Below are 12,482 nucleotides of genomic sequence, written 5' to 3'. Positions count from 1 at the left end.
TCCCTTGGGGCGTGGATCACGCCGCTCGTCCGGGCCGTCCTCCGGTTGCTCCGAACCACGGGATCTCACTGCTGACCCTCCCCGACGGCATCTGCGCCGCCCTCCTCGGCCGCGTCGGCGGCCACTGCCCCCGACCGGTCAATGGCCCCCGACCGGTCACGCGTCGCCGACCGACCACCTGACCCCGACGGATCGCGACCCTCTCCCGGGGCCACGCCCCCGGCACCGGGTGCCGGCTGCGGCAGCCCGCGGACGATCCGCCGCAGCAACGGCAGCCGGGTGGCGACCGACCGCTCCGCGCCGTGTCCACCGGGACGGTAGTAGTCGGTACCGACAAGATCGTCGGGCACGTACTGCTGGGTGACCACCCCACGGTGGTCGTCGTGCGGATAGCGGTAGCCGGTGCCGTGTCCGAGCCCCCGCGCGCCGGCGTAGTGGGCGTCGCGCAGTCCCCGGGGCACCGGTCCACCCCGACCGGCCCGGACGTCGCCGATCGCCGCCCCGATGGCGACGGTGGCGGAGTTCGACTTGGGGGCGGTGGCCAGGTGGATCACCGCCTGGGCGAGGTTCAGTTGGACCTCCGGCAGACCGACGTACTCCACCGCGTGGGCGGTGGCGGTGGCCACACTCAGCGCACTCGGGTCGGCCATCCCGACATCCTCGCTGGCGAAGATCACCAGCCGACGGGCGATGAACCTCGCGTCCTCACCGGCGACCAGCATCCGGGCCAGCCAGTGCAGGGCCGCGTCCACGTCGGAGCCGCGCATGCTCTTGATGAAGGCGCTGGTCACGTCGTAGTGGGCGTCACCGGCCCGGTCGTAGCGCACCGCCGCCACGTCGACGGCCTGCTCGGCGGTGGCCAAATCGATCCGGTCGGCGCCCAGCGCCGTCGCGGAGGCGGCCGCGGCCTCCAGCGCGGTCAGCGCCTTGCGGACGTCGCCGCCGGCCAGGCGTACCAGATGGTCCTCGGCCTCGCTCGCCAGCGTGAGCGCGCCGGCCAGGCCGCGCTCGTCGGTGACCGCGCGGCGCAGCAGGCCGCGCACGGCCGCATCGTCCAACGGCTGGAGGGTGAGCAGTACACACCGGGACAACAGCGGGGAGATGACCGAGAAGTACGGGTTCTCGGTGGTGGCGGCGAGCAGCGTGACCGTCCGGTCCTCGACCGCGGCGAGCAGCGAGTCCTGCTGGGTCTTGCTGAACCGGTGCACCTCGTCGATGAAGAGCACGGTCTGCGGGCCGCCCGAGCGGCGCTGCCGACGGGCGGTGTCGATGACCGCACGGACGTCCTTGACCCCCGCCGACAGGGCGGACATCGCCACGAAGCGGCGGTCGGTGGCCCGGGCGACCAGGTGGGCGATGGTGGTCTTGCCACTGCCGGGCGGGCCCCAGAGAATGACCGACAGCGGCGCGCCACCACCGACGAGCTGTCGCAGCGGAGCGCCCGGGGCGAGCAGATGCTCCTGCCCGACCAGCTCCTCGATGCTCGCCGGGCGCATCCGGACCGGCAGCGGGGCGTCCGTGCCCACGGTGGTGAAGACATCGACGCCGGCCCCGGCGGGGGCGCTGGGCGCGCCGGTCGGCTCACCGAGTGGGAACAGGGCGTCGGAATCCATCAGAGGAACAGTACCGGGCCGGGTCCGCACCGCCTGAATCGCGGCGCGGCCCCGGCCAGGTGATGATCGGTACCGGTCAGCGTCGACCGCGCCGGACCCGGCTGCCGACCCCGCCCAGGTGCAGCGCCAGCAGCAGGAGCCCGATCAGCACGAGGGTGTTCCAGTTGAACAGGTCCGGTGCGCCGAGGTCGGAGTTGATGAGGTCGAGCAGGAGCGCGAAGCCGAAGACGACGGCAGCGACGATGGCGAGCATGGTGGTCCTCCGGTGGGGGTTACCAGTAGGTCGACCGGGATGTACCCCTTCGGTCGGCTCGCCAATCTCCACGGTGGAACTGTCCCGGTCCGGCGCTCAGCGGGTGAGCAGCTCGGTGACGCCGCGCAGGCGGGTGTTCAGCAGGCTGGCGGCCCGGGAGATGTCCAGTCGCACCTCGACCGGGCGGACCAGGCCCGACCCGGCGCTGGTGGCGGTCCGCAGGCCGGCCGGGTCGAGCCCGAACCGGCGGGCCACCAGCAGCCCCAGCCCGGCGCGGCTGACCCCCTCCGGGCCGGCCACGTTGAGCAGGCCGGCGTGATCACCGGCGGCCACCTCCAGCACGGCGGCGGCCAGGTCCGTCACGTCGACCGGGCAGCGGACCTCGTCGGTGAAGAGCGCCGCGCGACCGGCGAGGGCGTCCAGACAGAGCCGGATCTGCGCGCTGCGCTCGTCGCCGACGATCAACGAGGTACGCACCAGCGCCGCCCCCGGGTCGATCGCCCGCACGGCGGTCTCCGCCGCCGCCTTCGCCGCCCCGTACGCGAAGACCGGGGTCGGCACGTCGTCGTCGGCGTACGGCTCGGGGCGGCCGGCGTGCAACGCGTCGCTGGACAGATGCACCAACCGGGCGCCGATCTCGGCGGCGGCGTAGGCCACGTGGGCCGCGCCGTCGGCGGTGACCGTCCAGTCGTCGTACCGGTAGGGGGTGCTCACCACGGTGGTCGGCCGCACCGCCGCGACCAGGGTGCGCACGGCGGACCGGTCGGTCACGTCCAGCCGGCGCACCTCGACCCCGGGCAGCTCGACCCGGTTGGCGTGGTACGTGCCGACCACCCGTCGCCCCGCCGCGACCGCCTGGCGGCACACCTCACCGCCGAGGTACCCGCTGGCGCCCACCACCAGCAGCGTCACGTCATCTCCTGTCCTGCCGTGCCCCGGTGGCCGGCCGACCTGCCACCGCCCACCGGGGACCGCCGTCGTCCCGTGCTCCTGGCCGCCGTGGGCCGACCAGCCTCAGACCGGGTCGGCCACCGGGGCGGCCGGGCCGGCGGTGCCGGTACGCGGCGCGGCGGCCGGCTTCGGCTTGGCGTCGATGCCCGCCTCCATCCGCTGCTGGGCGGTCACCGGCGTCGGCGCGCCGGTCAGCGGGTCGAACCCGCCCCGGGTCTTCGGGAAGGCGATCACCTCACGGATCGAGTCCGCCCCGGCGAGCAGCATGCAGACCCGATCCCAACCGAAGGCGATCCCGCCGTGCGGAGGCGCGCCGTACTTGAACGCCTCCAGCAGGAAGCCGAACTTGTCCTGCGCCTCCTCCGGGGTGATGCCGAGCAGGTCGAAGACCCGCTTCTGCACGTCGCCCCGGTGGATACGGATCGACCCGCCGCCGATCTCGTTGCCGTTGCAGACGATGTCGTACGCGTAGGCCAGCGCCCGGTCAGGTGCCTCCTCGAACCGGTCCACCCAGTCGGCGTTCGGCGAGGTGAACGGGTGGTGCACCGCCGTCCAGCCGCCCGTGCCGCCGTTGTCGTCGGAGGTCGGCTCGAACATCGGCGCGTCGACCACCCAGCAGAACGCCCAGGCGCTCTCGTCGACCAGCTTCGCCCGCTTGGCGATCTCGGTCCGGGCCGCGCCGAGCAGCTCCTGCGCCTCCCGGGTGTGCGTACTCGCGGCGAAGAAGATCGCGTCGCCGGGCTTCGCGCCGACGGCGTCGGCCAGCCCGGACAGGTGCTCCTCGGAGAGGTTCTTCGCCACCGGGCCGCGCGGCTGGCCGGTCTCGGCGTCCAGCACCACGTACGCCAGGCCCTTCGCGCCACGCGCCTTGGCCCAGTCCTGCCAGCCGTCCAGCTCCTTGCGGGTCTGGCTGGCGCCGCCCGGCATGACCACCGCGCCGACGTACCCACCCGCGTCGATCGCGCCGGCGAAGACCCGGAACGTGGTGCCGCGCAGGTACTCGGTCAGCTCGGTCAGCTCCACGCCGTAGCGCAGGTCCGGCTTGTCCGAGCCGTACCGCGCCATGGCGTCGTGCCAGGTGATCCGCGGGATCGGCCGGGGGATCTCGTGGCCGGCCAGGTCGGACCAGAGCGCGACGACGATCTCCTCGCCGAGGTCGATCACATCGTCCTGGGTGACGAAGGACATCTCGATGTCGAGCTGGGTGAACTCCGGCTGCCGGTCGGCGCGGAAGTCCTCGTCGCGGTAGCAGCGGGCGATCTGGTAGTACCGCTCCATTCCACCGACCATCAACAGCTGCTTGAACAGCTGCGGCGACTGCGGCAACGCGTACCAGCTGCCCGGCTGCAGCCGCACCGGGACCAGGAAGTCACGGGCGCCCTCGGGCGTGGAGCGGGTGAGCGTCGGCGTCTCGATCTCCAGGAAGTCCCGCTCGTGCAGCACGGCGCGGGCGATCTGGTTGGCGCGCGAACGCAGCCGCATCGCCTTCGCCGGGCCACCCCGACGCAGGTCGAGGTAGCGGTACCTGAGCCGGATGTCGTCGCCGGCCTCGATCTGGTCGTCCACCGGCAGCGGCAGCGGCGCGGCCTCGGAGAGCACCTCCAGCGCGGCGGCGGTCACCTCCACCTCGCCGGTCGGCAGCTCGGGGTTCTCGTTGCCCTCGGGGCGGCGGGTCACCTCGCCGGTGACCTTGACACAGAACTCGTTGCGCAGCGCGTGCGCGTCCTCCTCGCGCAGGACCACCTGGGCGACCCCGGAGGCGTCACGCAGATCGACGAAGACGACACCGCCGTGGTCGCGCCGGCGGGCCACCCACCCGGCGAGCGTCACCGTCGTGCCGGCGTCGCTGGCGCGCAGGCTGCCGGCGTCATGGGTACGGATCACGGCTTACGTCTCCTCACGTCTAACGGCTGCCCCCGCATTCTGTCAGGGCCCTCCACCGTCCACCCCCACCGGGCGCACCCCACCGTAAGGAAGGGCCCCCGGTTAACGCATCCGGTATAGGAAGGGTCCCCTGTTACCACCTGAGGCCGTCGCCGTGGACCGGAGGGGAACCCGACCTGGCCCGCTCAGCCGCCGTCGGCACCGCGTACGGTGCCGGGATGCGTGTCGTACCCCGGTGGGTGCTGGCCTCCGCCGGCGCGGCGCCGGTCTTCCTGATCGGCGGCTGGACGCTGGGCGCGGCCCGCCAGCCCGGCGGTTTCGACGGGGTCTCCGGGACGATCAGCGCGCTCGCCACCGTCGACGCCACCGACCGGTGGATCATGACGCTCGGGCTGGTCGGCCTCGGGTTGTGCCACTGCGTGACCGCCGCCGGTCTGCGTACCCTCGGTGCCGGTGGGCGGGCACTGCTCGCGCTCGGCGGGGTGGCCACCGTCGCGGTGGCCGCGTTTCCGCTGCCGGCCGGGGGCGGCAGCGCCGCGCCGCACACCGTCGCCGCCGCGGTGGCCTTCGGCGCGCTGGCGCTCTGGCCGGCGTTCGCCCCGCCCGCCGCTACCCGGGGCCCGACCACCCCCGGTCCGCGACCGGCCGGGTCCGAGGCCGGCCGCCACCCGTCAACCCGGACGACCCCTGAGGGGTACGCGGACAGCCGGCTTCGGTGGGTCGCGCTCTCGGTCGGCCTGCTGGTCCTGGTGGCCTGGTTCGTCGTCGAGTTGGCCGGGGGCGGCGACCGGGTGGGGCTGGCCGAACGGGTGGCCGCCGCCGCCGAGGCGCTCTGCCCGCTGCTGGTCGCCGGCGCGCTGACCACCCGCTCCCGACGCTGAGCGGCGGACCCGCGCGACGCGACCGTCCGGCGCCCCCGCCCGACCCGGCGCCCCCGCCCGGCCCGGCGGCCCCGCCCGGCCCGGCGGCCTCGTCCGGGCGTAGCGACCCCGTCCGCGCCCAGCGCCCCTTCCGACCAGCGGCCTCGTCGGGGCCCGGCCGCCTCGTCCGGGCCGGCCGCCCGGTTCAGGCGGTGAGAGGGGGACCCTGCTCTACCGAAAGCGTTAACAGGGGGCCCTTCCTTACACAGCGGCGAGCGGGCCGCCGGGGGTCGGCGGCCCGCTCGGTGCGTCGGTGGGTCAGAAGATGCTGACGCCGTAGGCGCTGAGCGCCTCGCCGACCGGCTGGAAGTAGGTCGTGCCGCCGAGTCGGCAGTTGCCGTTGCCGCCCGAGGTGAGGCCCAGGGCGATGGAGCCGCTGAACAGGGAGCCGCCGCTGTCGCCCGGCTCGGCGCAGACGTTGGTCCGGATCAGGCCGGTGACCCGGCCCTCGGCGTAGTTGACGGTGGCGTTGAGCGCGGTCACCGAGCCGCTGCGCAGCCCGGTGGTGCTGCCGGAGCGCTGCACCGACTGGCCGACGGTGGCGTTGCCGGCGGCGGTGATGTCCCGGACGGTGCCGTTGTAGAGCGAGACGTCACCGGAGGCGTTGGCGGCGTTGTTGTGCCGCACGATGCCGTAGTCGTTGCCCGGGAAGCTGCTGCCGGTACGGCTGCCGAGCAGGCTGGTCTGGGCGGAGTTGGAGTACCAGCTCGCCGAGATGTTGGTGCAGTGCCCGGCGGTCAGGAAGTAGTAGGTGCTGCCGCTGCGGACGTTGAAGCCCAGCGAGCAGCGGCCGCCGCCGCCGGCGTAGATGGCCTGGCCGCCGGAGATGCGGGTGCTCAGCACGCCGGCCTCGGCCTCGATGCGGACCGCGCCGTTGGACTTCGCGGCGGCGGCCTGGACCTTGGCCAGCTTCGCGCCGGTCACGGTGGGGTCGACGGAGACGACCACCTGGTTGGTGACCGGGTCGGTCCACCAGGCGGTGCCGGCGATGGTGATCGAGCGGTCCAGCTCGCTGGTGGCCCTGGCCAGCTCGGCGGCGCCCCGCTTGACCAGCTTGGGTGTGGCGCCGTTGGCGGTGACCTGCCGCGCGGCGGCGGCGTCGGTGACCGTGACGACCATCTTGCCGGAGGCGTCGGCGTACGCCCCGGCGGACCGGTCGCCGAGGCGCTCGGCGAGGGCGGTGGCGGCGTCGGGTGAGGCGGGCGAGGCGGGCGCGGCCTGGGCGGGCGCGCCGATCAGCGAGCCGACGACCAGGGATCCGGCCACGGCGATGGTGGCGGCGTGGCGGAGGGTTGACCTCGTGGGTCGCATGTACTGACCTCCCGGGAGGGGGTGACGGGCCCGGCGGGGGTGACGGGCCCGGGTGGAGCAAATCCGGCTGATCTGGGGAAACAGCCGCGTCCCGGAGAAGTATTCACATGTCTGATTGGCTAATCAAGAGATTGATCCATAGCATTCCACCCCTCACATACGTGACGCGATCCAAGCGCAACAATCTGGACACCCACCGTTGTCGTGGGACGTACCTGCGGCAGGACGCGACCGAGCGCCGGTCCGCCCCGACAGCGGGCGGCCGGCGCTCGGCGGCGCGAAGGTGACGCGGAAGATGGCGCGACGGTGACCGCGAAAGGTGGGGTGGGTCAGCGGGCGGCGGCGAGACGGGCGTTGCGGGCGTCGCGCTTCTCCTCGAAGCGGGACGCGGCGCGGTCCAGATCGTCGAGGTGCGCGCCGATCCACTCCTGGGCGGCCGCCCCGTCGGCGTCCAGGCCGGTGACGTTGAAGACGTCCCACTGGCGCAGCACCGGCATGACCACCTCGTCGCGGTGCTGGCGCAGGTCGTAGATGCCGGCCAGGGCGATCGCCACCGACTTGCGGGTGAAGCCCTCGATGCCGACCCCCGGCATGGCGAAGTTGCCGAGCACGTCGGCGACCGCGCGCATCGTCTGGCTCGGGGCCACCTCGAACCCGGCGGCGAGCAGGTTGCGGTAGAAGACCATGTGCAGGTTCTCGTCGGCGGCGATGCGGGCCAGCAGGGCGTCGCAGACCGGGTCGCCGGTGGCCTTGCCGGTGTTGCGGTGCGAGATCCGGGTGGCCAGCTCCTGGAACGACACGTACGCCAGGGAGTTGAGCATGTGGTGGTCGTGCGCGTTGGAGTACCCGTGGGACATGTGCACCATCCGGGCCCGCTCCAGCTCCACCGGGTCGACGGCCCGGGTCACGGTCAGGTAGTCGCGGATCGCGATGCCGTGCCGCCCCTCCTCGGCCGTCCAGCGGTGCACCCAGGTCCCCCACGCGCCGTCGCGGCCGAAGAGGGTGGCGATCTGGTGGTGGTACGAGGGCAGGTTGTCCTCGGTCAGCAGGTTTACGATGAGCGCAGTGCGGGCCACGTCCGGCAGCGTCGAGTCGGACTCCTGCCACGGCTCGCCGCCGAGCCGGCCGTCGAAGGTGCGTCCCTCGCTCCACGGCACGTACTCGTGGGGGAACCACTCCTTGGCCATGGTGAGGTGCCGGTTCAGGTTGCGCTCCACCACGGGCTCGAGTTCGAGCAGGAGTGCGGTCTGGCTCAGTGTGGTCACGAGGATCTCCCTACGGTGGCGTAACTTACGCAACCGTAGGTCGCATCCGGCGTACGCGCCAGTAACGTCTCAGCCGACCAGGGGGGTGCGGTCGGCCGCCGGCGGCGTCCACTGCCCCGCCACCGCCTCGACCTGCGTGCCGGACCGGATGTCCTTGACCTCGTCCGCGGCCCCCTCGGCCCCCGGGAACCAGACGTACGGGATGCCCCGCCGCTCGGCGTACCGGATCTGCTTGCCGAACTTGGCCGCGCTCGGCGACACCTCGGTCGGCACCCCCTGCCGACGCAGCGCCTCGGCGACCCGGTTGCTCGCCGTCCGCTGCTCCTCGTTGGCCACCGCGACCAGCACGCACGTCGGCACCGACCGGGACACCGACAGCTCACCGGCGCCGAAGAGCAGCCCGAGCAGCCGGGTCACCCCGATCGAGATCCCCACCCCCGGGTACGACACCGCGCCCGCACTGGCCAGGTTGTCGTACCGGCCGCCGGAGCAGATCGAGCCGAACCGCTCGTACCCGGCGAGCTGGGTCTCGTAGACGGTGCCGGTGTAGTAGTCCAGCCCCCGGGCGATGCGCAGGTCGGCCACGCAGAGACCGGGCGAGTGCGCGGCGGCGGTCTGCACCACCGCGACCAGTTCGGCGATCCCCTCCTCCAGCAGCGGGTCGGTCACCCCCAGGGCGTGCACCGCGTCGGCGAAGGAGGCGTCCGGTGCGGAGATCTCCGCCAGCGCCAGGCACGCCTTGGCCTGCGCCGGGCTCGCCCCGGCGGTCTCGGCGAGCAGGTCGGCGACCTTCGCCGGGCCGATCTTGTCGAGCTTGTCCACCGCCCGCAGGGTCGCCTCCGGGTCGGTCAGCCCGATGCCCCGGTAGAAGCCCTCACAGATCTTGCGGTTGTTGACCTGGATGGTCACCGGCGGGATCGGCAGCGAGCGCAGCGCGTCGCCGATCACCAGCGGCATCTCCGCCTCGTGGTGCGCGGCCAGGGTGTCCCGGTCGACGATGTCGATGTCGGCCTGGACGAACTCCCGGTAGCGCCCCTCCTGCGGACGCTCGCCCCGCCACACCTTCTGGATCTGGTACCGGCGGAACGGGAACTGCAGCTTGCCGGCGTTCTCGAGCACGTACCGGGCGAACGGCACGGTCAGATCGAAGTGCAGGCCGAGCGAGTCGTCACCGGCCGTCGCGCCCGGCTCCTCGTGCAGCCGGCGGATCACGTAGACCTCCTTGGAGGTCTCCCCCTTGCGCAGCAGCTGGTCCAGCGGCTCCACCGCGCGGGTCTCCAGCGGGGCGAAGCCGTACAGCTCGAAGGTGGCCCGGATCCGGTCGAGGACGAACTGCTCGATCATCCGTTGCGCCGGGGTCCACTCCGGGAACCCGGAGATGGGCGTGGGCTTGCTCATGAGGTGCTCCTCGCGGTCCCGCGCGACGCGCGGACAGGTCGTGGCGGTGCGGCGAAGTCGTGCCGGTAGGGCAGGTCGTTGCGGTGCGGGCTACAGGCCGCGGGCGGGGCCGACCGGCCGACCGGCGTCGACCTCCGACACCTGACGCAGGTACGGGTTGCCGGCCCGCTCGCGACCGATGGTGGTGGCGGGTCCGTGGCCCGGCAGCACCACGGTGTCGTCGGCCAGCGGCAGGATCTTGCCGCGCAGGCTGGCGAGCATCGCCGGCATGCTGCCACCGGGCAGGTCGGTGCGGCCGATCGAGCCGGCGAAGAGCACGTCACCGGAGAGGCAGAGCTGGTCGGCCTCCCACTCCGAGCCGGCGGCCGGCAGCCGGAACAGCACCGACCCGCCGGTATGACCCGGGGCGTGGTCGACGGTGATCTCCAGGCCGGCCAGGCTGAGCGTGGCGCCGTCGGTCAGCTCGGCGACGTCGTCCGGCTCGCTGTAGGCCAGCCGGCCGCCGAAGAGGGCGGCCAGGTCCGCCGAGATGCCCTTGGTCGGGTCGGCCAGCATCTCCCGGTCGCCCGGATGCACGTACGCGGTGATCCCCCGCGCGCCACACACCGGCGCGACCGAGAAGGTGTGGTCGACGTGGCCGTGGGTGAGCAGCACCGCGGCCGGGTGCAGCCGGTGCTCGGCGAGCACGGCGTCGAGCTGGTCCACGACGCCGATGCCCGGGTCGACCACCACGCACTGCTCCCCGGGGCCGGCGGCGACCACGTAGCAGTTGGTGTCGAAGGCCTGGGCGGGAAAGCCGGCCACGAGCACGTCCGCTCCCCTTCCGTCGAGGTGTCCTCCGGTCGCCAGCCTAGCCGGCCCGGGGCCACCCACCGGCCGCCCGCCCCGGGGTGTCGACGGCAGCCAGTGACCGGCTCCGATGCGTCGACGGGACCGCGCCCGGTGGCCGGTACCGACCTCGTACACCACTTTCCCAGTTGTTACCCGTACACTCTGGCGGGCGTGTGGCGTGGCGCACGTGACGCCCGACGGGGCACGCCCGCCCGCCACGACGACCAGGGTAGAGGAAAGGGGAGCACCGGTGGCTTCCAGCAGGGACCGGCAGCGCAAACTGGCGCGGGCCAAGCTCGACCGCCAGCAGGCCCGGCGGGCCGCCGCCCTACGGCGGCGTCGCCAGATCCAGGCCGGGGTCGGCGCCGCACTGACGCTGGTGCTGATCGTCGCCGGTTCGGCGTGGGCGCTGGGCGCCTTCGACTCCGACCCCGAGGAGCAGACGGCCAGCGCGGACGTCTGCGCCTGGACCCCGCAGGACGGTGCCGGCAACACCAACCTCAAGGACGTGGGCACCCCGGCCACCGCCGGGCTGCCCACCGAGGGCACCCGCTCGATGACCGTCACCACCGGCCAGGGCACGGTCACCGCCGAGCTCGACCTGACCGCCGCGCCCTGTGCCGCGGCGAGCATCGAACACCTGGCCAGCCGCTCGTTCTACGACAACACCCCGTGCCACGAGATCACCACCGAGGGGGCGGTGCGCTGCGGTGACCCCAGCGGCACCGGCCTGGGTGGGCCCACCTACTCGTTCTACAACGAGAACGTGCCGGAGCCCGCGCCCAGTGGCGCCGCCGACGCGCCGCCGGCGTACCCGAAGGGCACGGTGGCGATGGTCGGCAGCGCGCCGGGGGCCAACGGCAGCCAGTTCCTGATCTTCTTCAAGGACTTCGACCCGGCCGAGCCGGCGTACCCGGTCATCGGCCGGGTCACCGAGGGGCTCGACGTGGTGGAGAAGGTCGGCGCCCTGCCGACCGTGGAGAACGAGGCCGGGGAGAAGGTCAAGCCCAAGACCGACGTGGTGATCCAGAGCCTCACCGTCGGCCAGCCGACCACGACGGCGCCACCGATCGGCGACGCGGTGTCGCCTACCCCGTCGGCCAGCCCGAGCGCCGGCTGACCACCCCTCGTCCAGCAGACCAGCGGCACCGACCGCGCCCGAGCAGTCCAGGAGGATCCAGGCGTGACGTCCACCAGAGATCGGCAGCGCGCCGCGGCGCGGGCCCGACTCGAACGGGAGATGGCCGAGCGTGCGGCCAAGGCCCGCAAACGCCGGCAGACCCAGGCCGTCGTCGGGGCTTCGGCGGCGCTGCTGCTCGTCGTCGCCGGCACCGTCTGGCTGGCGACCAGCCTCGGCGGCGACGACGAGACCGAGCAGACCGCCGGCCCGGCCGCCGGTAAGGTCCAGTGCGCCTTCACCGAGGTCCCGGCCGACCAGCGGCCGCCCACGATCAAGGACGTCGGGATGCCGCCGGCGGAGCAGCCCAACACCGGCACCCAGACCATGACGATCACCACCAACCTGGGTCCGATCACCGCCAAGGTCGACCGGGCCCTGGTCCCCTGCACCGCCGGCAGCTTCACCTACCTGGCCAGCAAGGACTTCTTCGACAACAGCAAGTGCCACCGGCTGGTCACCGAGGGCATCAAGGTGCTGCAGTGCGGTGACCCGAGCGCCACCGGCAAGGGCTGGCGGGACACCGACGGCACCGGCGGCCCGAGCTACCGGCTGGCCGAGGAGAACCTGCCCACCGACAAACGTCCGCCGTACCCGGAGGGCGTCATCGCGATGGCCAACTCCGGGCAGGCGGGCAGCACCGGCAGCCAGTTCTTCATCGTCTACGGCGACTCGCCGCTGGACCCCAACTACACCGTGGTGGGCACCATCACCGGTGGGATGGAGCTGGTCCAGGAGGTCGCCAAGGCCGGTGACGACAAGGCCTTCGCCGAGCAGGCCGGGGGTGGCCACCCCAAGAAGGAGGTCGTCATCACCGACCTGACGATGAGCGACGCCTGACCCAACGCACCGACAAGGACGCCCGCCGGCTCGCAGCCG

At 73.2% G+C, this 12,482-nt stretch carries 11 protein-coding genes; 3 read left to right on the top strand and 8 right to left on the bottom strand.

From position 1 onward, the window contains the following. Window positions 1-65: 65 nt before the first annotated feature. The 4 genes from ACN28G_RS07500 to aspS form a co-directional block, all read right to left on the bottom strand. Window positions 66-1,613 (bottom strand): replication-associated recombination protein A, encoded by a 1,548-nt coding sequence (locus ACN28G_RS07500; protein ID WP_091436564.1) that lies wholly within the window; start codon window positions 1,611-1,613, stop codon window positions 66-68. 76 nt (window positions 1,614-1,689) lie between these two features. Continuing rightward, the gene (locus ACN28G_RS07495) at window positions 1,690-1,866 is read right to left on the bottom strand and encodes a hypothetical protein (protein WP_421478761.1); all 177 of its coding nucleotides are present in this window, start codon (window positions 1,864-1,866) and stop codon (window positions 1,690-1,692) included. 96 nt (window positions 1,867-1,962) lie between these two features. Continuing rightward, on the bottom strand, window positions 1,963-2,778 hold the full coding sequence (locus ACN28G_RS07490; protein WP_421478760.1) for a sugar nucleotide-binding protein: 816 nt from the start codon (window positions 2,776-2,778) through the stop codon (window positions 1,963-1,965). Between the two features lie 102 nt (window positions 2,779-2,880). Then, entirely contained in the window at window positions 2,881-4,701 is a 1,821-nt protein-coding gene (aspS, locus tag ACN28G_RS07485; RefSeq protein ID WP_421478759.1) for an aspartate--tRNA ligase, read from the bottom strand. A 218-nt stretch (window positions 4,702-4,919) separates the two neighbouring features. Between aspS and ACN28G_RS07480 the strand changes: the two genes are divergently transcribed. Beyond that, window positions 4,920-5,582 carry a DUF998 domain-containing protein gene (locus ACN28G_RS07480; protein ID WP_421478758.1) on the top strand — a complete coding sequence of 221 codons (663 nt, stop codon included), beginning with the start codon at window positions 4,920-4,922 and terminating at the stop codon, window positions 5,580-5,582. Window positions 5,583-5,879: 297 nt separating this feature from the next. Here ACN28G_RS07480 and ACN28G_RS07475 read toward each other — a convergent pair whose 3' ends face one another. From ACN28G_RS07475 to ACN28G_RS07460, 4 genes are all read right to left on the bottom strand, one after another. Continuing rightward, window positions 5,880-6,932, bottom strand: a complete 1,053-nt coding sequence (locus ACN28G_RS07475) for a S1 family peptidase (RefSeq protein ID WP_091436553.1) — start codon at window positions 6,930-6,932, stop codon at window positions 5,880-5,882. A gap of 329 nt (window positions 6,933-7,261) precedes the next feature. Beyond that, window positions 7,262-8,197, bottom strand: a complete 936-nt coding sequence (locus ACN28G_RS07470; RefSeq protein WP_091436551.1) for an acyl-ACP desaturase — start codon at window positions 8,195-8,197, stop codon at window positions 7,262-7,264. 69 nt (window positions 8,198-8,266) lie between these two features. After that, complete coding sequence (gene hisS / locus ACN28G_RS07465; protein WP_091436549.1) at window positions 8,267-9,595, bottom strand: histidine--tRNA ligase; 1,329 nt, start codon at window positions 9,593-9,595, stop codon at window positions 8,267-8,269. 90 nt (window positions 9,596-9,685) lie between these two features. Further along, on the bottom strand, window positions 9,686-10,405 hold the full coding sequence (locus ACN28G_RS07460; protein WP_091436546.1) for an MBL fold metallo-hydrolase: 720 nt from the start codon (window positions 10,403-10,405) through the stop codon (window positions 9,686-9,688). A gap of 271 nt (window positions 10,406-10,676) precedes the next feature. On the opposite strand from ACN28G_RS07460, the gene ACN28G_RS07455 reads away from it, so the two are divergent. Then, window positions 10,677-11,546 (top strand): peptidylprolyl isomerase, encoded by an 870-nt coding sequence (locus ACN28G_RS07455; protein ID WP_421478757.1) that lies wholly within the window; start codon window positions 10,677-10,679, stop codon window positions 11,544-11,546. A gap of 63 nt (window positions 11,547-11,609) precedes the next feature. Continuing rightward, window positions 11,610-12,443 carry a peptidylprolyl isomerase gene (locus ACN28G_RS07450; RefSeq protein WP_091436542.1) on the top strand — a complete coding sequence of 278 codons (834 nt, stop codon included), beginning with the start codon at window positions 11,610-11,612 and terminating at the stop codon, window positions 12,441-12,443. Window positions 12,444-12,482: the final 39 nt, after the last annotated feature.

The sequence above is a fragment of the Micromonospora sp. WMMA1923 genome (assembly GCF_049179195.1).
In the GTDB taxonomy this organism is placed as follows: Bacteria; Actinomycetota; Actinomycetes; order Mycobacteriales; family Micromonosporaceae; genus Micromonospora; species Micromonospora yangpuensis.
The sequence above is the reverse complement of the archived record's forward strand: the minus strand, read 5'-3'. Positions and strand labels throughout refer to the sequence as shown.

Bases quoted from the DNA above. Each gene is read 5' to 3' on its own strand.
- ACN28G_RS07500 (WP_091436564.1), bottom strand. From the start codon at position 1,613: ATGGATTCCGACGCCCTGTTCCCACTCGGTGAGCCGACCGGCGCGCCC.
- ACN28G_RS07495 (WP_421478761.1), bottom strand. From the start codon at position 1,866: ATGCTCGCCATCGTCGCTGCCGTCGTCTTCGGCTTCGCGCTCCTGCTC.
- ACN28G_RS07480 (WP_421478758.1), top strand. From the start codon at position 4,920: ATGCGTGTCGTACCCCGGTGGGTGCTGGCCTCCGCCGGCGCGGCGCCG.
- ACN28G_RS07475 (WP_091436553.1), bottom strand. From the start codon at position 6,932: ATGCGACCCACGAGGTCAACCCTCCGCCACGCCGCCACCATCGCCGTG.
- hisS (WP_091436549.1), bottom strand. From the start codon at position 9,595: ATGAGCAAGCCCACGCCCATCTCCGGGTTCCCGGAGTGGACCCCGGCG.